Here is a 19,787-nt window from a genome sequence, read left to right on the forward strand (position 1 = left end):
ACCGTATCGGACACCGCAAGGTGCAGCCAATCATGAAAACGGATATTCAAATGAGGCTGCACCCAGGGATCGGGAGCATTTGCTGGGAAAGGAACAGTCGGGCAACACGCATCGCTGCAAGTGCAGCGGCCCCGTTGAAGATCTGCTGAAAATCCAGCTTTTGTGCTGCTTGAATTTGGATCGTGGTGCCGTGGCATGGATGCTGCACCACCCGGTTGTCAACACGACTCTTTTGATTCATCCATGCAACACCTTTTCGCCAGAACCGCCACCGCCATCGCCATTGCCCTGGCTTCCTTCAGTGTCTTCGCCCAGCAGGCGCCCGCTGCGGCCGCCTCGCAGCCGCAACCCTGGAAGTACAAGACCAAGCGCCTGAACCAGGCCGAGGTGGATGCCCTGCTCGCCAAGCCCGAGAAGGTGCTCTTCCTTGATGTGCGCCGGCCCGACGAGCTCATCAAGTACGGCAGCTTCCCGGTGTTCGTCAACGTGCAGAACCAGGACCTGGAGAAGCATCTCGCCTACCTGCCGAAGGACCGCGCCATCGTGACGGTATCCAACCATGCGCAGCGCGCCGGCGCCGCCGGTGACCTGCTGGCCAGCCGCGGCTTCACCATCGCGGGCGCCACCGGCTCGGAGGACTACGAACACGAAGGCGGCAAGGCCGTGGCACACATCCAGCCGCCGGCACGCCCCGCTTCTGCACCAGCGCGCTGAGCTCGAATAAGCATCTGCAAAAGTCTTTCTTCCTGCCCGGCAGTGCGATGGCCACACTGCCACCCTCCAATCGTTCGCAATCCACCCGCATCCATGAAGCGCCACACCTTCTTCACGCTGCGCAGCGCCGCCACCGCGGCGGCCCTGCTCGCGGCCAGCGCCCTTGCCTATGCTCAACCGGGCGAGGCCACCGACAACCCGTACGGCCTCACCGCCTTGTGGACGCAAAGCGATCTCGTCGCCAAGAGCGTGCTGGTGATCCTGGCGGTCATGAGCATCGGCAGCTGGTACGTCATCATCACCAAGCTGCTGGACCAGTTGCGCATCGGCGTGCAGTCCAAGGCCGCGGCGCGCGAGTTCTGGAACGCAGGCTCGGTGCAGGCCGGCGCGAAGAAGCTGTCCGACAACAGCCCCTTCCGCTTCATCGCCGAAAGCGGCCTGCTGGCCACGCACAAGCACAGCGGGCTGCATGCCCAGGTGGACTTCAACGACTGGGTGGACCTGTCGATGCACCGCGCCACCGAGCGGGTGCAGCGGCGGCTGTCCAGCGGACTGAGCTTCCTCGCCACCGTGGGCTCCACCTCGCCGTTCATCGGCCTGTTCGGCACGGTGTGGGGCATCTATCACGCGCTCACCGCCATCGGCGTGGCCGGCCAGGCCTCCATCGACAAGGTGGCGGGTCCGGTGGGCGAGGCGCTGATCATGACGGCCATCGGCCTGGCCGTGGCAGTGCCTGCGGTGCTGGGCTACAACTGGCTGCTTCGCCGCAACGTCAGCGTGATGGACGACGTGCGCGACTTCTCCGGCGAGCTGCATTCGGTGCTGCTGGGCAGCTCCGCACAACCGGCCTGAGGCCCGTACATCGACGGGAGCACGCACCATGGCCATGAACATTCCCGCCTCGGGCGGCAGCGAAGAACAGGTGGTTGCCGCCATCAACACCACGCCGCTGGTGGACGTGATGCTGGTGCTGCTCATCATCTTCCTCATCACGATTCCGGTGGTGAACACCTCCGTGCCGGTGGACCTTCCCAAGAAGCGCAACGAAGTGCGCGAGAGCAAACCGCAGGACATCGTGATTTCGGTGGACGACAAGGGCGGCATCTACTGGTTCGACGCGAAGCTCGGCAGCACGCAGGCCCTGGTGGACCGGCTCAAGAAGGTGTCGGTGCAGAACCCGCAGCCCGAAGTGCACATCCGCGGCGATGCACGCGGCGACTACGCCCCGGTGGGCCGCGTGGTGCTGGCCTGCCAGCGCGCGGGCATCGCGAAGGTGGGCTTCATCACCGAACCGCCGTCCAAGGCCTGAGCCCGACATGAGCCTCCAACGACACAAGAAGGCGCGCCGCCAGCCGACGCAGGACGAACCGGTGGCCGACATCAACACCACGCCGCTCATCGACGTGATGCTGGTGCTGCTGGTGATGCTGATCATCACGATCCCGATCCAGCTGCATTCGGTCAACCTCAACCTGCCGGTGGGCACGCCGCCACCCAGCGACATCAAGCCGGAGGTGGTGCAGATCGACATCGGTGCCGACAAGGTCGTGCACTGGAACGGCACGCCGCTGGCCGGCACGCCGGACCTGCAGGCGCGGCTGCACGCCATCGCCACGCAGACCACGCAACCCGAGGTGCATGTGCGCCCGGACAAGCACGCCAGCTACGACAGCTTCGCCGAGGTGATGGTGGCCGTGAACCAGGCCGGCCTGCAAAAGCTGGGCGTGGTGGGCAGCGAACAGTTCATCGACCAGTGAGGATTCCATGAGCGCAGTTCTTCTTCCACAAGGCGGGGTGCTGGACCTTCCGCACCGGCCGCTGCCGGCCGTGCCACTGCAGCGCCCCGTCGATCCGCTGGCCGGCCAGAAGGCCGGCAGCCGCGGCACCGGGCTCGCGGTGGTGGTGGCCCTGCACGTGCTCATCGGCTGGGCGCTGGCCTCGGGCCTGGCGCGCCAGGCGATCGAGATCGTGAAGAAGCCCATCACGATGAGCATCATTCCCGAGGTCGCGCCGCCCCCGCCGCCGCCTCCGCCGCCCAAGGTGGAGAAGATCAAGGAGACGCCCAAGGTGCAGGCGCCTCCGCCGCCGGCCTACGTGCCGCCGCCGGAAGTGCAGGTGGCCGCGCCGCCTCCGCCCATCGTCGCGGTGCAGGCGGAGCCGCCCAAGGAGCCGGTGGTCATCGAACCGCCGCCACCGCCGGCGCCCCCCGCACCCAAGCCGGTGGCCAGGCAAGAGGTGAGCGTGGCCTGCCCCGGCTACCAGGCCGTCATCGAGCAGATGCTGGGCGACGCCTTCGAGCGCGTGGGCATCGCCGGCACCGTGCGCAGCCGGCTCACCATCCGTGGCAACCAGGTGGTGGACGTGGTGCAGCTGTCGGGTCCGAAGGAGTACACGAAGTACATCCAGCCGGCCATCAAGCGGCTGAAGTGTTCGTCCGGCGGTGAAGACGTCCAGGTCAACCTGGACGTGCAGTTCAAGCCCTAGAGGAACAGTCCGCTTTCCAGAACGCACACCGATGTCCGACACGAACCTGCTCACATTCCCCGACGCCGCGTCCATGGCCTTGTCCATCCGCGCCAAGGCCCTGCTGTTCCATGACGCGCGCTCGATGGCGCTCCTGGAGCAGGTGGAGCGCATCGCGCGCAGCGAGGCGACCGTGCTGGTGATCGGCGAGACCGGCACCGGCAAGGAATTGATCGCGCGGCACATCCACAAGCGCAGCGGACGCAAGGGGCCCTTCCTCGCGGTGAACTGCGGCGCCTTCAGCGAGACGCTGATCGACGCCGAACTGTTCGGCCACGAATCGGGCGCCTTCACCGGCGCATCGCAGGCGCGTGCCGGGTGGTTCGAGGCGGCCAACGGCGGCACCCTCTTCCTCGACGAGATCGGCGACCTGCCGCCGGCGCTGCAGGTGAAGCTGCTGCGCGTGCTGCAAGAAAAGCAGGTGGTGCGCCTGGGCTCGCGCCGCGCGGTGCCCCTGGACGTGCGGCTGGTGGCGGCGACGAACGTCGACTTGCACCAGGCGGTGGAGGCGCAGCACTTCCGCGCCGACCTGTATTACCGCCTGAGCGTGGCGTCGGTGAACCTGCCGCCGCTGCGGGTGCGCACCGGCGACATCCTGCCGCTGGCGCGCCACTTCATCGGCATGTATGCGGGCAAGCTCAGCATGCTGGAGCCGCGCCTGTCAGAGGAGGCGCAGAGCGCGCTCCTGAGCTATGGCTGGCCGGGCAACATCCGCGAGCTGGAGAACGTCATCCACTACGCGCTGATCGTGTGCCGTGACGGCGTGATTCGCGGCAGCGACTTCCGCTTCTCGCCCTTGCTGCGGCTGGGCGCGACGGCGGCGCCTGTCGATGGCGTCGAGGCGAACGCCTCGGCCGGCATCGCCGCAGGGGCGCCCCTGCCCGCGCCGGCCACCACGCCGACGCCTGCCGAGGCCCCGCCCATCGAGCAGTTCACGCGGGCACTCGGCCGGCTGATCGAGTCGCGCCCTCCCGAGCTCTTCGACACCATCGAGCGGCTGGTCGTCCACCACGCCTTCGCCCATGCGCGCAACAACCAGGTCCAGTCGGCGCGGCTGCTGGGCATCACGCGCAACACCTTGCGCACGCTGCTCAAGCGCCATGGCTTGCTGAGCGCGCGGCATGAGGACGCAGACGACGCGGAACCGCCGACGCTGCCGCACGAGGCGGTGCAGACCGCCTGCTCGCCGGTGCTTTGATCGCCCTGCCCCTTCGCCGTGTGGGGCGCCCGGGCGGGCTGCACCTCTAGAATGGCCGCATGCCCAAACCCGAGTTCACGTGCAGCGTCGCCGTGCGGCCCCTGCCCGAGCAATCGCAGCCGGACGCGGGGCAGTACGCCTTCGCGTACACCGTCACCATCCACAACACCGGCGATGTCACCGCGCAGCTCATTGCGCGGCACTGGATCATCACCGACGCCGACGGCCACACCGAGGAGGTGCGCGGCCTGGCGGTGGTGGGGCACCAGCCCCTGCTCAAGCCGGGCGAGCAGTTCGAGTATTCGAGCTGGACGCGCCTGGGCACGCCCAACGGCACCATGCGCGGCACCTACTTCTGCATGACCGAGGATGCGCGGCCCTTCGACACGCCCATCGCGGAATTCGGCCTGACCACGGCCTCGTCGCTGCACTAGGCCCGCGCCGCTCAGCGCTCGTCGGGCCCTCGCCGCTCGCCGCCCTTGCGGCCCGAGAACATGGTCCACCACACGATGAGGATGAGCAGCGCCATCGCGCCCAGGGCCTCCAGCAGAATCACCCACATGGCTATGTCGTTTCGAAGTGCAGCCCGCCTCGCGTGGCCGGCGCTCATTCTAGGAGCGCTGGCGGCCTGCTCGTCCGTTCCGCTGGACGATCGCGTGCCGGTGGAGGACAAGGCCGCCAAGGCGCCTGCGCCGCCTGCGTCGGCCCCTTCCCCAGGCACCGCCTTGCTGCGCAGCCGCGCCCGCTGGGTCGCGGTGGACTGGAACGACCTTCCAGGCTGGGACAGCGACCGCACCAGCGAGCTGTGGCCCGCCCTCATGCGCAGCTGCGAGAAGCCGCCCTTCGAATGGGCCCGCCTGTGCAGCGATGCTCGCAAGTCCGGTGCCTCGCTGGCCGGTGATGCGGCGGTGCGCACCTGGCTGCAGCAGCGGCTGTCGCCCTACCGCGTCGAATCCCTCGAAGGCGCGACAGATGGCCTGGCCACCGGCTACTTCGAGCCCCTGGTCGAAGCGCGCCGCACGGCCCAGGGCCCGTTCCGCGTGCCGCTGTACATGACCCCCGCCGACCTTGCCACGCGCAAGCCCTGGTGGACGCGCCAGCAGCTGGACACGCAGGCTGGCGTGCAGGCCCAGCTCAAGGGCCACGAGCTGGCCTTCGTGGCCGACCCGCTGGATGCACTCATCCTGCAGATCCAGGGCAGCGGCCGCTTGCAGATCACCGAGGCCGACGGCACGCGCAAGCTCGTGCGCGCCGCCTTTGCCGGCCACAACGACCAGCCTTACAAGTCGGTGGGCAAGTGGCTCATCGAACAGGGCGAGCTCAAGCCCGAGCAGGCGTCGTGGCCCGCGATCAAGGCCTGGGCGCGCATGAACCCCAAGCGGGTGAACGAACTGCTGTGGAGCAACCCGCGCGTGGTCTTCTTCAAGGAAGAACCCATTCCCGATCCGGCCGCCGGCCCACGCGGTGCGCAGGGCGTGCCCCTGTCGCCGGGCCGCTCCATCGCGGTCGATGCACAGAGCGTTCCCTACGGCACGCCGGTGTGGCTGGACACCACGGAGCCGCTGTCCAACACACCGCTGCGGCGCGTGGTCCTGGCGCAGGACACGGGCACCGCCATCACCGGCGCGGTGCGCGCCGACTACTTCTGGGGCTGGGGCGAGCAGGCCGAGCAGCAGGCCGGCCGCATGAAGCAGCCGCTGCGCATGTGGGTGCTGTGGCCGCGGTCGTGAGCCTTGCTCAGTAGGTCTTGTAGGGCAGGAACTTGCCCGACATCGTGATGCTCACGCGGTCGCCGGCATCGTTGGGCTCGCGCTGCAGGTCCATCTTGAAGTCGATGGCGCTCATGATGCCGTCGCCGAACTCCTCGTGGATCAACTCCTTGAAGGTCGTGCCGTACACGCTCACCAGTTCGTAGAAGCGGTAGATCAGCGGATCGGTGGGCACCTGCGTGGGCAGCGAGCCCTTGTACGGCACCACGCCCAGCCATTTCTGCTCGGCATCGCTCAACCCGAAGATCTCGCCCACGATGCCCGCCTGCCGTGCGTCGAGCGTCATCTGGCCCAGGCACGCGGCCGTCGTCCATTCCTTGCTGAGCCCGACCTTCTTCGCGACGTCGCCCCATTGGATGCCCTTGGCCACCTTGGTGGCGATGATCTTCTCGGTGACGTCCAGTCGGCTCATGGCGGTTCTCCTTGGTGCGTGGATGGTCCGGCACGCGCCACAACAGTGCCGCGCCGGCGTCTGGACACCGGCCCTGCAATATCCGAGCCTCGATGGGCAGGCTACGGGCTGGGCACCGTATGCGCCGCGGACTGGATCAGTTCCAGCACCGCCGCCGGATCCGCCGGCTTCACCAAGTGATGTGCAAAGCCCGCCTGCGCGGAGCGTTGCCTGTCGATCTTCTGGCCCCAGCCCGACAAGGCCACCAGCACGGTATGCGCGGTGGCTTCGTCTTCGCGCAGCCGCGCAGCGAGGTCGAAGCCGGACATGTCCGGCAGGCCGATGTCCAGGATGGCCAGGTCCGGCGGATGGGCCCTCGCTGCCTCGATGCCGCCCTGCCCGGTGTAGGCCTTGCTCACCTTGTGCCCGCAGGCCGTCAGCAGCAGGCTCAGGCTGTCGGCGCTGTCGATGTTGTCGTCCACCACCAGGATGCGGTGCGGCTGCACCTCGCGGCGCGTGTCCGCGCCGGGCAGCGCAACGGAAACATCCTCGCAGGACTCGACCAGTGGCATGTGGATGGTGAAGGTCGAGCCGCGGCCTTCGCCATCGCTGGCGGCCCACACCGTGCCGCCATGCAGCTCGACGAAGGCTTTCACGATGGACAGGCCGATGCCCAGCCCGCCGCGTGAATGGTCCTTGGAACGGCCCACCTGCGAGAAGATGTGGAAGAGCTGCTCCATCGCCGAAGGCGGGATGCCCAGCCCGTCGTCCTCGACGGCGATGCGCAGGTTCATGCCGACACACTCCGCATCGATCTCGATGCGGCCGCCCTCGGGCGTGTATTTCGCGGCGTTGTTGAGCAGGTTGGAGATGCACTGCGCCAGCCGGACGGGATCGGCATCCACGCGCGCGGGCTCCTCGGGCAGCGTCATGACCAGCGTGTGGCGCATGGCCTCGATGAGCGGTGCGCTGACTTCGACGGCATTGCGGATGACCTCGCGTGCATCCACGATGCGCCGCTGCAGCACCACCTTGCCCTGGGAGATGCGTGCCACGTCCAGCAGGTCGTCCACCAGGCGCGTCATCTGCAGGAGCTGGCGCTGCATCACCGCCAGCGACCAATCGCGCACGGACGCAGTGGCGTCGCCGCGCTTGACCAGGTGCAGGGCGTTGGTCATCGGTGCCAGCGGGTTGCGCAGCTCGTGCGCCAGCGTGGCGAGGAATTCGTCCTTGCGGCGGTCGGCGGTGCGCGTCGCGTACTGGCGCTCGCGCGTGCGCAAGGCCGTGCGCACCGCGCTCACCAGCGTGGCGCTGGGCACCGGCCTCTCCAGCAGGGTGACGTTGCCCAGCGTGCGGCCCAGGTCGAGCTGGAGCCGGGTGGGCAGGCCGGCCTTGGCCAACAGCACCACCGGCAGGTCCGACCAGGAGGGCTGGTCCTCGATCAGCTCCTGCATCAAGCGCCGCAGGGACAACTTCACCAAGGCCTCCTCGGCCACCAGCATCGCTCCCACGCCCAGGCGCGCTTCGCTCACCAGCTCTTCCACCGAGGCGCAGACATGCGCCAGGATGCCCGATCGCTGCAGTGCTCCGGCGATGAGCGAAGAGTCCTTGCCCGACGGAGCCAGCACCAGGCTGCGTTGTTCGCGCTTGTCGTCCATCCCCAACCCCGCCGCTCGCGTCAATCCATGGAGGGCAAGGCGTCGCCCAGGTACTTGGGCACCCCGGTGAGCACGCCGTGGAAGCGGTCCAGCGCCGGCCCCACCCGCAGGCCGGTCGGGCCGATGGCGAACTCGCGGATCGTGCGCTCGTGCGGGCCGCTGCGCTTCTTGAGCACCGAGATCGCGCCCCGGATGCTGCCCTTGAGTTCGAAGTAGCGCAGCAGCATCACGGTGTCGGCGAGGTAGCTGGCGTCCACCGGACTGTCCATGGCCATGCCGATCAGCCCGCGCTGCACCGCCACGAGCAAGGTGGCGGTGCCTTGCTGCCCGAGGAAGGTGAGCAGCTCGTGCAGTTGCACGTTCAGCACCTTGTCGTGCGGCATGGCGTTGAGGAAACCGTTCAGGCTGTCGAGCACCACGACCGACGCCCGCTCGTTGCTGGACACGCCCGCCACCGTGCACATCAATTCGCCGGGCGAGAGCTCGGCCGGGTCGATCTGCTGCATGGTGAGCCGGCCGGAGCGCATCAGCGGTTCGACATCCAGGGACAGCGCCTGCAGGCGCTTCTTCATGGTGGCCGCGCTTTCGTCAAAGAGGAACATGGCCGCCCGCTCGCCGCGCCGCGCAGCCGCCACGGCATATTGCGCCGCGATGGTGGACTTGCCCGTGCCGGGCCCACCCGACAGCAAGGTGCTGGTGCCGCGCTCGAGGCCGCCGCCCAGCAGCTGGTCCAGCTCGGGCACGTCGCTGCTGAGCGCCCCGCCCAGGGTCTCGGCCTGGCGATGCAGGGACGCCACCAGGCGGGGGAACACCTGCAGGCCACCACGCGCGATGCGGAAGTCGTGGTAGCCGCCCACGAACTGCCGGCCGCGGTACTTGATGACGCGCAGCCGCCGCCTCGCCGAACCGAACAGCGGCGTCTCCTGGTCCAGCTCGATGATGCCGTGGGCGATGCTCTGCAGTTGCGGGTCGTCGTCGGTGCCGGTGAAGTCGTCCAGCACGATGACCGTGCACTTGCGGCCCGCGAAATACTGCTTGAGGCCCAGCATCTGCCGCCGGTAGCGCAGTGGGCTGCCCGCCAGCAGGCGCAGCTCCGACAGGGAGTCGAAGGCCACCCGCACCGGCTTGCGCGCCTCCACTTCACCGAGGATCGCCTTGGTCGTCTCGCTCAGCTCGACCTCGTCGGGCTGGAACACGGTGTATTGCTCTTCGGGCGACAAGGCCTCTTCGGACGGGATGACCTCCAGCACCTGCACGCCGTCCAGCGACCAGCCATGCGAGGCCGCGACGGCGCGGATCTCTTCTTCGGTTTCGGACAGCGTCACGTACAGGACCGACTCGCCGTGCCGGGCGCCCTCCATCAGGAATTGCAGGGCCAGCGTCGTCTTGCCCGAGCCGGGAACGCCTTGCACCATGTAGAAACGGTTGCGGGTGAGGCCGCCGCCCAGGATGCCGTCGAAGGTGGAAATCCCGGTAGAGACGGTGTCGTCTTCCCTGGTTGCCGATGTGGGTTCCTTGCTCATCACGCCCTCTCGAAACAGGCCGGCCCGATCTTGGTCGGCCGGCCGCCATGCGCCATAGTTTTTGAATGCGGCCACAGGGAGGCCGCACCCGAACTTGTGCCGGCAAACGGCGTTCCCACCCCAAAGGTGACGCGCGAAAAGCGAACAGGAATTCAAGGGGCGGACCGGGCCCTCAGCCCATCACCACCCGGTTGCGGCCCTGGGCCTTGGCGAGGTACACGGCCTGGTCGGCCCGCGAGATGGTCTCGCTGATGGGCTCGCCGGCCCGGTGCTCGGCCAGCCCGGCCGACAGGGTGATGGGCAGCGACGACTCCACGCCCGGCGGGCGCAAGGCGGTCACCCGCTCGCGCAGCCGCTCCACGCCCAGCTTGCCCAGCGAGGCACGCGTGTCGGTCATGAGCAGCAGGAATTCCTCGCCACCCCAGCGGGCGATGGCGTCGGACGCTCGGATGCAGGCCTTCGCCTCATCGGCGAAGGCGCGCAGCACCGCATCGCCCCCGGCGTGGCCGTGGGCGTCGTTGATGCGCTTGAAGTGGTCCAGGTCCAGCATCACGATGCAGAACGGGTGGCCCGATCGCATGCAGCGCTGGTGCTCCAGGTGCAGCAGGTCCTGCATGTGGCGGCGGTTGAAGAGGCCGGTGAGTTCGTCGTGCGTGGCCAGGTCCTGGATGCGCTCCAGCGCATGCGCGAGTTCCGCCTTCTGCGTGCGCAGCCGGTTGCGCAGCCGCGAGAGCTGGCTGGCCAGCCAGGACACGGTGAGGATCATCACGCTGAAGACGAAGAAGTGGACGAGCTCCACCCGGGGTTCGTACACCGTGGGCTTGAGTTGGGTCATCACGCCCATCACGACACCGAAGACGATCACCGCGAACCAGCCGATGCGGCGGATGGACCCCGGCGTGAGCGCATACATGCCGAACATCATCGTGAGCATGGGCGCCGGGAACACCGCGCCGCGGCCGGCATTGGCGATCGCGTAGGCCCACACGCTGACCAGCATGGCCATGACCATCTGCGCCGCGGACAGCGATGGGTCGGCAAGGCCCCTGTTGAAGCCCAGCCGGATGAAGAGGAGGAAGCCAGCGAAGGTGCCGAGCGTGAACACGGTCCACACCACACCCTGCCAAACCGGCGTGATGCCCACCCACACGAGGTAGTTGACCGCGGCGGCCGCTGCGAACATCAGCAGCGATGCGATGGCGGTTTGCAGAAGCCGGATGCGCTGGTGCGGATCCGTGCCAAGCAAGGCCGTGGCGATCGTGGGGGCGGTCACGCGGCGAGCGTATCAGCCTGTGTGCAAGTGCGACAAGGGCAGGGCCGCACCCGCCTTGACCTCGCCGAGGGAAAAGCTGGTGTGCAGGTCCTTCACGTTGGGCAGGGTCAGCAGCGTGTCCAGGCACAGGCGCGAGAAGGCGTCGAGGTCAGTGGCCATGACCTGCAGCTCGAAGGTGCCCGAGCCGGAGATGTAGTGGCAGGAGATGACCTCCGGCACGTGGCGGATCGCCTCTTCCAGCTCGCGCGTCATGGCGGCGTTGTTGCGCTCGCTGTCCACGCGCACGAAGGCCAGCACGCCCAGGCCGATCTTGCGGCGGTCGATCTCGGCGCGGTAGCCGGTGATGTAGCGCTGATCTTCCAGCCACTTCACGCGCCGCCAGGTGGGCGCGGCCGACAGCCCGATGCGCGAGGCGAGCTCGGTGTTGGACAGCCGCGCGTCGGACTGCAGCTCGCGCAGGATGGCGATGTCGTAGCGGTCGAGGCTGGCGCCATGGGGCTCGGTGTCGGTCGGATCGGGGGTTTTCCCTGGTGTTGCTGATTTCGGCTTCATGTTGCTCGATTCATTGAATTTTGAGCAACATTATTGCCCTCCACCGCGGTTTCCGGGCACAGAAAGAAAAGACTTGTTGAAAGCAAAAATCTAAACTGCTGGGCTGGTTTGACCATTGCGTGGGTCCGCTGCGCTGGACCCACCCTACGCCTGGAGCCCCCTGCCGATGAACGCCCCCCTGCCTGAGTCGATCCGCCGCGCGCTGGAGACCGTGTCGCTGGACGACAAGTACAGCCTGGACAACGGCCGCGCCTTCATGAGCGGCGTGCAGGCGCTGGTGCGGCTGCCCATGCTGCAGCGCAAGCGCGACGCCTTCAACGGGCTGAACACCGCCGGCTTCATCAGCGGCTACCGCGGCTCGCCGCTGGGCACCTACGACCAGGCGCTGTGGCAGGCCAAGAAGCACCTGGCGGCACAGAACATCGTGTTCCAGCCGGGCGTGAACGAAGAGCTCGGCGCCACCGCCATCTGGGGCACGCAGCAGCTGGACCTGTACCCGCAGAGCAAGAAGTTCGACGGCGTGTTCGGCATCTGGTACGGCAAGGGACCGGGCGTGGACCGCTGCTCCGACGTGTTCAAGCACGCCAACATGGCAGGCACTGCAAAGCACGGTGGCGTGATCGCCATCGCGGGCGACGACCACATCGCCAAGAGCTCCACCGCGGCGCACCAGAGCGACCACATCTTCAAGGCCTGCGGCCTGCCGGTGTTCTTCCCCTCGTCGGTGCAGGACATCCTCGACATGGGCCTGCATGCCTTTGCGCTCAGCCGCTTCGCGGGCGTGTGGTCGGGCATGAAGACCATCCAGGAGATCGTGGAATCCGCCAGCAGCGTGTTCGTCGACCCGGACCGGGTGGACATCGTCATGCCCGAGGACTTCCAGATGCCGCCGGGCGGCCTGCACATCCGCTGGCCCGACGCGCCGCTGGAGCAGGAAGCGCGGCTGATGGACTACAAGTGGTACGCGGCGCTCGCCTACATCCGCGCCAACAAGCTCAATCACAACGTCATCAGCGGGCCGAACGACCGCTTCGGCCTGATCGCCAGCGGCAAGGCCTACAACGACACGCGCCAGGCGCTGCACGACCTGGGGTTGGACGACGAGACCTGCCGCCGCCTGGGCATCCGCCTGCACAAGGTGAACGTGGTGTGGCCGCTGGAAGCGACCATCACCCGCGACTTCGCGCAGGGCCTGCAGGAGATCGTGGTGGTCGAGGAGAAGCGCCAGGTCCTCGAATACCAGCTCAAGGAGGAGCTGTACAACTGGCGTCCGGACGTGCGGCCCACGGTGGTGGGCAAGTTCGACGAAGGCGAGGACGGCGAAGGCGGCGAGTGGTCGCATGCCAACCCGTCCAAGCATTGGCTGCTGCGCCCGCAGGCCGACCTCACGCCGGCCATCATCGCCAAGGCGATTGCCAGGCGGCTGAAGAAGCTGGGCGTCGATGCCGACACCGCCGCGCGCATGGACGCGCGCGTGGCCATCATCGAGGCCAAGGAACGCAGCCTGCAGGTGCTGGAAGTGAAGGGTTCGGGCACGGGCGACCGCACGCCCTGGTTCTGCAGCGGCTGCCCGCACAACACCAGCACCAAGGTGCCCGAAGGCTCGCGCGCCGTGGCCGGCATCGGCTGCCACTACATGGTGGTGTGGATGGACCGCAGCACCAGCACCTTCACGCAAATGGGCGGCGAAGGAGTGCCCTGGGTGGGCCAGGCGCCGTTCACGACCGACAAGCACATCTTCGCGAACCTGGGCGATGGCACCTACTTCCACAGCGGCCTGCTGGCCATCCGCCAGAGCATCGCGGCGGGCGTGAACATCACCTACAAGATCCTCTACAACGACGCAGTCGCGATGACCGGCGGGCAGCAGGTGGGCGAGCGGCCCGAAGGCCATTCGGTGCTGCAGATCATGCAAAGCCTGAAGGCCGAGGGCGTGACGGCGCTGAGCATCGTGACCGACCAGCCCGAAAAGTACCAGGGCGTCGATCTGCTCGCGGGCGTGAACGTCTACCACCGCGACGAGCTGGACCGCATCCAGCGCGAGTACCGCGAGATCAAGGGCTGCACGGCCATCATCTACGACCAGACCTGCGCCACCGAGAAGCGCCGCCGCCGCAAGCGCGGCACCATGGTCGAGCCCAGCAAGCGCGTGGTCATCAACGAGCTGGTGTGCGAAGGCTGCGGCGACTGCTCCGTCAAGAGCAACTGCCTGAGCGTGGAGCCGGTGGAGACCGAGTTCGGTCGCAAGCGCCGCATCAACCAGAACAGCTGCAACAAGGACTACTCCTGCGTGAACGGCTTCTGCCCGAGCTTCGTGACGGTGGAAGGCGGGCAGATGAAGTCGGCGAAGAAGGGCCAGAAGACGCGGCCCGATCCCTTCTCGCTGCAGGCGATTCCCGAGCCCACCCTGCCCGTGGCCGAGACGGCCTGGGGCATCGTGGTGGCGGGTGTGGGCGGCACCGGCGTGATCACCATCGGCCAGCTGCTGGGCATGGCGGCGCACATCGAGGGCAAGGGCATCGTCACGCAGGATGCGGCGGGCCTGGCGCAGAAGGGCGGCGCGACCTGGAGCCACATCCAGATCGCCAACCGCATGGACGCCATCCTCACCACCAAGGTGGGCACGGCGGAGGCGGACATCGTGATCGGCTGCGACCCGATCGTCGCGGCCAACAAGAGCACGCTGGCGGTGATGCGCGAAGGCCGGACCTTCGTGGCGCTGAACTCGCATGGCTCGCCGACGGCCGCCTTCGTGAACAACCCGAACTGGCAGTTCCCCGGCGGCAACTGCGAGAACGCCATCACCGCCGCGGCGGGTGCGGCCAACGTGGGCATGCTGGACGCCGACAAGATCGCGGTGGAGCTGGTGGGCGATTCGCTGTACGCCAACCCGCTGATGCTGGGCTATGCGTGGCAGAAGGGCCGCATCCCGCTGAGCCATGCGGCGCTGATGCGTGCCATCGAGCTCAACGGCGTGCAGGTGGAGAACAACAAGATCGCCTTCGAGTGGGGCCGCCGCGCCGCCCACGACCTGGCGGGCGTGCAGCAGCAGCTCAAGCCGGCGCAGGTGATCGAGTTCATGCGCAAGTCCACCAACGTGGACGAGCTGATCGCCAAGCGCGTGGAGTTCCTCACCGGCTACCAGAACGCGGCGTATGCGGCCCAGTACAAGGAGTTCGTCGAGAAGGTTCGCACCGCAGAGAAGCCGCTGGGCGGCACGAAGCTGACCGAGGCCGTGGCCCGTTACCTCTTCAAGGTGATGGCCTACAAGGACGAGTACGAAGTCGCGCGCCTGCACACCGACCGCAGCTTCCTCGACAAGGTGGCCGCTCAGTTCGAAGGCGACTACAAGCTGAACTACCACCTCGCGCCGCCGATGACGGCCAAGAAGAACGAGAAGGGCGAGCTGGTGAAGAAGACCTACGGGCCGTGGATGCTGACGGCGTTCGGTGTGCTGGCCAAGCTCAAGGGCTTGCGCGGTTCGGCCTTCGACGTGTTCGGGCACACCGAGGAACGCAAGATGGAGCGCGCGCTGATCGGCGAGTACAAGGCGTCGATCGATGAAGTGCTGCGTGGCTTGAAGGCGGAGAACCTGTCACTGGCCGTGGAGATCGCGCGCATCCCCGAGGAGATTCGGGGCTACGGCCACGTGAAGGAGCGGCACCTCACGGCAGCCCGGCCGAAGTGGGACGGGCTGATGAAGCAGTGGCGCGGCGGAGAACAAGTCGCCGCGTGAGGCCCGGTGGACCCTGGCGTTCGCCGGGATCCATCGTCACGCCAGCGAAACGCCGCTCTCCACCAATCGCGTCGCCGCCTCGATGTCCGGCGCCACCAGCCGGTCCTCGTGCATGAACGGCACCTTCTCGCGCAAGGTCGCGTGCAGCTTCTCGATCGCCGGCGAGGACTGCAGCGGCCGGTGGAATTCCAGCGCCTGCGCGGCAGACAGCCACTCGATCGCCACGATGCCGGCGGTGTTGTCGAGCATCTGGTGCAGACGCCGCGCGGCATAGGTCGCCATCGAGACATGGTCTTCCTGGTTTGCGCTGGTGGGCAGCGAATCCACGCTCGCCGGATGGGCGAGCGACTTGTTCTCCGAAGCCAGCGCAGCGGACGTCACCTGCGCAATCATGAAGCCGGAGTTCAGCCCGCCATGCTCGATCAGGAAGGCCGGCAGCCCCGACAGCACCGGGTCCATCAGCATCGCCGTGCGGCGCTCCGACAGTGCACCGATCTCGGCGATGGCCAGCGCCATGTTGTCTGCCGCAAAGGCCACGGGCTCGGCATGGAAGTTCCCGCCGGACAAGGCCTCCATCTGGTCGGCAAACACCAGCGGGTTGTCGGACACGCCGTTGGCTTCGGTCAGCAGCACATTGAAGGCATGGCGCATCTGGTCTAGACAGGCGCCCATCACCTGGGGCTGGCAGCGCAGGCAGTACGGGTCCTGCACCTTCTCGCAGTGCAGGTGCGACTGGCGCAGCGGGCTGTCGTGCAGCCAGTCGCGGTAGGTGCCGGCCACCTCGCGCTGGCCGGGCTGGCCGCGCACCGCATGGATGCGGTCGTCGAATGGAGTGTCCGATCCCTTGGCAGCATCCACCGTCATCGCACCGACGGCGACCGCTGCGTCGAACACGCGCTGAAGGCGCTGCGCCGCATGCAGGGCCAGCGCCGTCGAGCACTGCGTGCCGTTCAGCAGCGCGAGCCCCTCCTTGGGGCCCAGCTCCAGCGGCTTGAGCCCGGCCTTGGTGAGGCCTTGCACCGCGGGGAGGCGCCGCCCGCCCACGAACACCTCGCCGATGCCGATGAGCACACCGGACAGGTGCGCCAGCGGTGCGAGGTCGCCTGACGCACCGACGGAACCCTTCTCGGGCACCACCGGCAAAACGTCGGCATTGAGCAACGCGAGCAAGGCATCGATCACCTCGCCACGCACCCCCGACACGCCATGCGCGAGGCTCGCCGCCTTGAGCAGCAGCATCAGCCGCACCACCGGCGCCTCCAGGGGTTTGCCCACGCCGGCACTGTGTGAAAGCACCAGATTCTTCTGCAGCTGCGCCAGCTGGTCGTCGGCGATTCGGGTTTGCGCGAGCTTGCCGAAACCGGTGTTGATGCCGTACACCGCGTCGTGCCGAGAAACCAGCTCGCGCACCGCGCGCACGCTTGCCTCGATGCGCGCCCTCGCCGACTCCGCCAATGCGAAGCGACTGCCGCCCTCGGCCGCGCTGCGCAGGAGTCTTGCGTCCAATCCGCCCGGTTCGATCGTGTGAAGCATGGGTTTGTCTCTAGCAAGTGGTCTAGACAACTTTAGCATGCCGTCCCATAGAATGCCCGCATGAAAGCTGCCCGCCGCAAACGCTCCCTGTCCTACGAGACCGTCAAGACCTCCATCCAGCAACGCATCGCCGACGGCGGCTGGCAGCCCGGTGTCAGGCTCCCATCAGAACGCGAGCTGGTGCAGGAGTTCGGGTGCGCGCGCATGACCGTGCACCGCGCCTTGCGCGAGCTGGAAGCCGAAGGCCTGATCGAGCGGCGCCAGGGCTCGGGCTCCTACGTGGCCGAACTGACGCCAATCTCCAATTTGCTGCAGGTGCGCGACATTCACGAAGAGATCGTCGAGCGCGGCCACACCCACACCACGCAGGTCTGCAGCGTCGGCCGCGAGAAGGCCTCGCCCGACGTCGCGCAGGCCATGCGCCTGCGCAAGGGCGCCTCGGTGTTCCGCTGCCAGCTGGTGCACCTGGAAAACGGCGTGCCCATCCAGTACGAAGACCGGCACGTGAACCCCTCTCTCGCACCGGACCTGCTCAAGCGCGACTTCACCGAGGTCACGCCCTCGGCCGTGCTGTTCGAGCATGCGCCGCTGACGGAGGCGGAGCAGGTGATCGAAGCCGTGCTGGCCACGGAGGAACAGGCGCGCATCCTCGACGTGCCCGTCGGCAGCGCGCTGCTGATGGTGTCGCGCCGCACGGTGTCGCAAGGCGAGGTCGCGTCCATCGCGCGGCTGTACCACCCCGGCTCGCGCTACCGGCTGATCGGCAGTTTCAGCGTTCCGGCGCCCGGAGGCCGCGCGGCATAGGACAATCGCGGGCTGCCCCTTCGGAACGGATTCGAACGGGCCACCCAGAGGTTTCCCATGCCACAGAACCCCACCGCGGCCAACGCTCGCGACCTCACCGACGCCGAATTCGCCGACCTCGACGAACTGCTGCAGCAGACACCCGAGCCGCTCACCCCTTGCGATGCGGTAATGCTCGACGGCTACCTGTGCGGCATCCTGGTGCAGCCCGTGCTGCTGCAGCCCGACGCCTGGCTCCCGCACATCTTCGACTTCGAGGGCGAGCCGCTGCCCGACGACGTCGATGTCGCCTGGTTGGAGCGCACCACGGCGCTGATCATGCGCCGCCATGCCGCCCTGAACCGGGCCATGGAAGAAGACGGCTGGTTCGACCCGCTCGTCCTGGAGTTCGACGAAGAGCACCAGCCCGAGCCCATCCCGGAAGGCCAGCCCGATCCGATGGCCGGGCTGCATCCCATCTCCCAATCGCTGATGCCCTGGGTGGCCGGCTTCCAGCACGCCACCATCTGCTTCCCCGACCTGGTGGAGCTGCCCGATGACGCCGTGATGGCCGCGCTCGCCCGCCTCTTCCGCCACCTGCCGGCCGAGACCGACGAGGAAAAGGAAGTGGTGGCCACGCTGGACCGCGAGCAGCCGCTGACCACGCTGGAAGACGCGATCGAGGAGATTGTGCTGGCCGTGGCCGACCTGCAGGACCTGACCCGCGAGCAGCGCTACAAGGTCGAGACGGTCAAGCGCGACGCACCCAAGGTGGGCCGCAACGACCCCTGCCCCTGCGGCAGCGGCAAGAAGTTCAAGCACTGCCATGGGGCTTGAGCCGGCCTGACATCTCGAGCGATGCGCCTCCAGATCCTTTCCGACCTCCACCTCGAGACCGAAAGCTACCAGCCACAGCCCGCGCCCGGCGCGGAGCTGCTGGTGCTCGCCGGCGACGTGGACAGCACCTGGGCCGGCATGGAGCTGTTCCGCGGCTGGCCGGTGCCGGTCATCTTCGTCGCGGGCAACCATGAGTTCGACAACCGCGAGATGAACGACACCTGGCCGCTGCTGCGCGAGCAGTGCGCGGACCTGGGCTTCACCATGCTGGAGCGCGAGAGCGTCGTGCGCACAGGCGCAGACGGACGGCGCATCCGCTTCGTGGCCACCACCCGCTGGTGCGACTTCAACCTCTTCGGCGACGCACAGCGCGAGCGCGTGCTCAAGGCAGCGGGCTACTTCATGAAGGTGCAGCGCTCGACCATCGACGGCCTGCCCTTCGATGCGGCGGCGGTGCGCATCGAGGCGCTGGCCTGCAGGGCATGGCTGGAGGCGGAGTTGTCACAGCAGGCCGGTGATTGGGACGCGACGGTCGTCATCACCCATTTCGGTCCGAGCTTCCTGAGTGCCGACCCACGCTATGGGGCGCAGCCGGGGACGGCGAGCTTCTGCAATGCGGATGACGACCTGCTGCCGCTGGCCGACCTGTGGATCCACGGTCATCTGCACTGCCGGCACGACTACCGGGTGCGATCGCAGGGGCATGAGACACGCGTCGTGTGCAACGCGCGAGGGCATGGAAAACGCGGCGAGGCCGACGGCTACGACGGCTTGTTCACCGTCGAGGTTTGACGGGCGAAGCCCGGATCAGCGCATCCCGCGCCGACTCTGTCTGTCGTTGGCCGCGAGCTCGTCGGCCAGCGACTGCGCCTCGGGATCGTCGACCGGCGCGACCGTGGCATCCAGCCCGAAGGCGGTGCCCATGTCTGCGTAGTCCGTGTCCGCGGCTTGCTCGCTCTTGCCGAATCCGATCGATGACCACCAGGGCTGGCTTGGCTTGTTCATCTCGACCCCCACACTGCTTGGTGTTGATGATCCCAGTGTGGTGCGCATTTGTTTCGTGCGTTGCGCGGAAATGACGGGCGCTTTGCGTGCAATTCGTTACGCGTTGGTCGAGCGCGTGGTAACGGCGTGCCGCGATGCAGCATAATTGCGCGCTTTTGACCGGCGCCGCACCGTCTTGTTGCATGGCGGCGACGACCACACTTTTGGAGTGGTAGCAATTTGCTGGCGGTCGAACTATCGTTGAAGGCTCCGCGCTGGGATGAGGCGGAAAAAGTCCCTTCTGGGAGATACA

At 67.6% G+C, this 19,787-nt stretch carries 20 protein-coding genes; 12 read left to right on the top strand and 8 right to left on the bottom strand.

The genetic code is table 11. The features are described from left to right. Positions 1-46 precede the first annotated feature (46 nt). Positions 47-241 (bottom strand): hypothetical protein, encoded by a 195-nt coding sequence (locus tag DZC73_RS11630; protein ID WP_124540431.1) that lies wholly within the window; start codon positions 239-241, stop codon positions 47-49. A 2-nt stretch (positions 242-243) separates the two neighbouring features. Between DZC73_RS11630 and DZC73_RS11635 the strand changes: the two genes are divergently transcribed. The 8 genes from DZC73_RS11635 to mltA all read left to right on the top strand — a co-directional run bounded on the left by DZC73_RS11635 (position 244) and on the right by mltA (position 6,165). Continuing rightward, on the top strand, positions 244-714 hold the full coding sequence (locus DZC73_RS11635; protein WP_124540432.1) for a rhodanese-like domain-containing protein: 471 nt from the start codon (positions 244-246) through the stop codon (positions 712-714). A gap of 93 nt (positions 715-807) precedes the next feature. Then, positions 808-1,566 carry a MotA/TolQ/ExbB proton channel family protein gene (locus tag DZC73_RS11640; protein ID WP_124540433.1) on the top strand — a complete coding sequence of 253 codons (759 nt, stop codon included), beginning with the start codon at positions 808-810 and terminating at the stop codon, positions 1,564-1,566. Between the two features lie 28 nt (positions 1,567-1,594). Then, complete coding sequence (locus tag DZC73_RS11645) at positions 1,595-2,023, top strand: ExbD/TolR family protein (protein WP_124540434.1); 429 nt, start codon at positions 1,595-1,597, stop codon at positions 2,021-2,023. A 7-nt stretch (positions 2,024-2,030) separates the two neighbouring features. Continuing rightward, positions 2,031-2,471 carry an ExbD/TolR family protein gene (locus tag DZC73_RS11650; protein ID WP_124540435.1) on the top strand — a complete coding sequence of 147 codons (441 nt, stop codon included), beginning with the start codon at positions 2,031-2,033 and terminating at the stop codon, positions 2,469-2,471. Positions 2,472-2,478: 7 nt separating this feature from the next. Beyond that, positions 2,479-3,198: an energy transducer TonB gene (locus tag DZC73_RS11655; protein ID WP_198414839.1), complete on the top strand. Its 720-nt coding sequence runs from the start codon at positions 2,479-2,481 to the stop codon at positions 3,196-3,198. Between the two features lie 31 nt (positions 3,199-3,229). After that, the gene (locus DZC73_RS11660) at positions 3,230-4,435 is read left to right on the top strand and encodes a sigma-54 interaction domain-containing protein (protein WP_124540436.1); all 1,206 of its coding nucleotides are present in this window, start codon (positions 3,230-3,232) and stop codon (positions 4,433-4,435) included. 59 nt (positions 4,436-4,494) lie between these two features. Beyond that, complete coding sequence (gene apaG / locus DZC73_RS11665) at positions 4,495-4,869, top strand: Co2+/Mg2+ efflux protein ApaG (RefSeq protein ID WP_124540437.1); 375 nt, start codon at positions 4,495-4,497, stop codon at positions 4,867-4,869. Positions 4,870-4,995: 126 nt separating this feature from the next. Further along, complete coding sequence (gene mltA / locus DZC73_RS11670) at positions 4,996-6,165, top strand: murein transglycosylase A (RefSeq protein ID WP_235835093.1); 1,170 nt, start codon at positions 4,996-4,998, stop codon at positions 6,163-6,165. 7 nt (positions 6,166-6,172) lie between these two features. Here the strand turns inward: mltA and cynS are convergent, their stop codons facing one another. From cynS to DZC73_RS11695, 5 genes are all read right to left on the bottom strand, one after another. After that, a complete protein-coding gene (gene cynS, locus DZC73_RS11675) occupies positions 6,173-6,616 on the bottom strand; it encodes a cyanase (RefSeq protein ID WP_124540439.1) in 444 nt (147 codons plus the stop codon). 101 nt (positions 6,617-6,717) lie between these two features. Next, a complete protein-coding gene (locus tag DZC73_RS11680; protein ID WP_124540440.1) occupies positions 6,718-8,253 on the bottom strand; it encodes a hybrid sensor histidine kinase/response regulator in 1,536 nt (511 codons plus the stop codon). 20 nt (positions 8,254-8,273) lie between these two features. Further along, the gene (locus tag DZC73_RS11685) at positions 8,274-9,776 is read right to left on the bottom strand and encodes an ATPase domain-containing protein (protein ID WP_124540441.1); all 1,503 of its coding nucleotides are present in this window, start codon (positions 9,774-9,776) and stop codon (positions 8,274-8,276) included. A 172-nt stretch (positions 9,777-9,948) separates the two neighbouring features. Continuing rightward, the gene (locus tag DZC73_RS11690) at positions 9,949-11,049 is read right to left on the bottom strand and encodes a diguanylate cyclase (RefSeq protein WP_124540442.1); all 1,101 of its coding nucleotides are present in this window, start codon (positions 11,047-11,049) and stop codon (positions 9,949-9,951) included. 12 nt (positions 11,050-11,061) lie between these two features. After that, positions 11,062-11,601 (bottom strand): Lrp/AsnC family transcriptional regulator, encoded by a 540-nt coding sequence (locus DZC73_RS11695; RefSeq protein ID WP_124540443.1) that lies wholly within the window; start codon positions 11,599-11,601, stop codon positions 11,062-11,064. A 166-nt stretch (positions 11,602-11,767) separates the two neighbouring features. Between DZC73_RS11695 and DZC73_RS11700 the strand changes: the two genes are divergently transcribed. Further along, positions 11,768-15,337 carry an indolepyruvate ferredoxin oxidoreductase family protein gene (locus tag DZC73_RS11700; protein WP_124540444.1) on the top strand — a complete coding sequence of 1,190 codons (3,570 nt, stop codon included), beginning with the start codon at positions 11,768-11,770 and terminating at the stop codon, positions 15,335-15,337. A 36-nt stretch (positions 15,338-15,373) separates the two neighbouring features. On the opposite strand, the gene hutH is transcribed toward DZC73_RS11700, so the two are convergent. After that, on the bottom strand, positions 15,374-16,870 hold the full coding sequence (gene hutH / locus DZC73_RS11705; RefSeq protein WP_124540445.1) for a histidine ammonia-lyase: 1,497 nt from the start codon (positions 16,868-16,870) through the stop codon (positions 15,374-15,376). 60 nt (positions 16,871-16,930) lie between these two features. On the opposite strand from hutH, the gene hutC reads away from it, so the two are divergent. From hutC to DZC73_RS11720, 3 genes are read left to right on the top strand one after another with little or no spacing between them, the layout of a single operon-like run. Continuing rightward, entirely contained in the window at positions 16,931-17,674 is a 744-nt protein-coding gene (hutC, locus tag DZC73_RS11710; RefSeq protein WP_124540446.1) for a histidine utilization repressor, read from the top strand. Between the two features lie 57 nt (positions 17,675-17,731). After that, a complete protein-coding gene (locus tag DZC73_RS11715) occupies positions 17,732-18,490 on the top strand; it encodes a UPF0149 family protein (RefSeq protein WP_124540447.1) in 759 nt (252 codons plus the stop codon). A gap of 21 nt (positions 18,491-18,511) precedes the next feature. Beyond that, positions 18,512-19,282 (top strand): metallophosphoesterase, encoded by a 771-nt coding sequence (locus tag DZC73_RS11720; protein WP_124540448.1) that lies wholly within the window; start codon positions 18,512-18,514, stop codon positions 19,280-19,282. Positions 19,283-19,297: 15 nt separating this feature from the next. Here the strand turns inward: DZC73_RS11720 and DZC73_RS11725 are convergent, their stop codons facing one another. After that, positions 19,298-19,495: a hypothetical protein gene (locus DZC73_RS11725; protein ID WP_124540449.1), complete on the bottom strand. Its 198-nt coding sequence runs from the start codon at positions 19,493-19,495 to the stop codon at positions 19,298-19,300. Positions 19,496-19,787 lie beyond the last annotated feature (292 nt).

Source organism: Rhizobacter terrae, from assembly GCF_003852895.1.
Lineage (GTDB): Bacteria > Pseudomonadota > Gammaproteobacteria > Burkholderiales > Burkholderiaceae_C > Albitalea > Albitalea terrae.

Bases quoted from the DNA above. Each gene is read 5' to 3' on its own strand.
- hutC (WP_124540446.1), top strand. From the start codon at position 16,931: ATGAAAGCTGCCCGCCGCAAACGCTCCCTGTCCTACGAGACCGTCAAG.
- DZC73_RS11715 (WP_124540447.1), top strand. From the start codon at position 17,732: ATGCCACAGAACCCCACCGCGGCCAACGCTCGCGACCTCACCGACGCC.
- cynS (WP_124540439.1), bottom strand. From the start codon at position 6,616: ATGAGCCGACTGGACGTCACCGAGAAGATCATCGCCACCAAGGTGGCC.
- DZC73_RS11655 (WP_198414839.1), top strand. From the start codon at position 2,479: ATGAGCGCAGTTCTTCTTCCACAAGGCGGGGTGCTGGACCTTCCGCAC.
- DZC73_RS11700 (WP_124540444.1), top strand. From the start codon at position 11,768: ATGAACGCCCCCCTGCCTGAGTCGATCCGCCGCGCGCTGGAGACCGTG.
- DZC73_RS11630 (WP_124540431.1), bottom strand. From the start codon at position 241: ATGAATCAAAAGAGTCGTGTTGACAACCGGGTGGTGCAGCATCCATGC.
- DZC73_RS11660 (WP_124540436.1), top strand. From the start codon at position 3,230: ATGTCCGACACGAACCTGCTCACATTCCCCGACGCCGCGTCCATGGCC.
- apaG (WP_124540437.1), top strand. From the start codon at position 4,495: ATGCCCAAACCCGAGTTCACGTGCAGCGTCGCCGTGCGGCCCCTGCCC.
- DZC73_RS11645 (WP_124540434.1), top strand. From the start codon at position 1,595: ATGGCCATGAACATTCCCGCCTCGGGCGGCAGCGAAGAACAGGTGGTT.
- mltA (WP_235835093.1), top strand. From the start codon at position 4,996: ATGGCTATGTCGTTTCGAAGTGCAGCCCGCCTCGCGTGGCCGGCGCTC.
- DZC73_RS11685 (WP_124540441.1), bottom strand. From the start codon at position 9,776: ATGAGCAAGGAACCCACATCGGCAACCAGGGAAGACGACACCGTCTCT.
- DZC73_RS11650 (WP_124540435.1), top strand. From the start codon at position 2,031: ATGAGCCTCCAACGACACAAGAAGGCGCGCCGCCAGCCGACGCAGGAC.
- DZC73_RS11720 (WP_124540448.1), top strand. From the start codon at position 18,512: ATGCGCCTCCAGATCCTTTCCGACCTCCACCTCGAGACCGAAAGCTAC.
- DZC73_RS11695 (WP_124540443.1), bottom strand. From the start codon at position 11,601: ATGAAGCCGAAATCAGCAACACCAGGGAAAACCCCCGATCCGACCGAC.
- DZC73_RS11725 (WP_124540449.1), bottom strand. From the start codon at position 19,495: ATGAACAAGCCAAGCCAGCCCTGGTGGTCATCGATCGGATTCGGCAAG.
- DZC73_RS11640 (WP_124540433.1), top strand. From the start codon at position 808: ATGAAGCGCCACACCTTCTTCACGCTGCGCAGCGCCGCCACCGCGGCG.
- DZC73_RS11635 (WP_124540432.1), top strand. From the start codon at position 244: ATGCAACACCTTTTCGCCAGAACCGCCACCGCCATCGCCATTGCCCTG.
- hutH (WP_124540445.1), bottom strand. From the start codon at position 16,870: ATGCTTCACACGATCGAACCGGGCGGATTGGACGCAAGACTCCTGCGC.
- DZC73_RS11680 (WP_124540440.1), bottom strand. From the start codon at position 8,253: ATGGACGACAAGCGCGAACAACGCAGCCTGGTGCTGGCTCCGTCGGGC.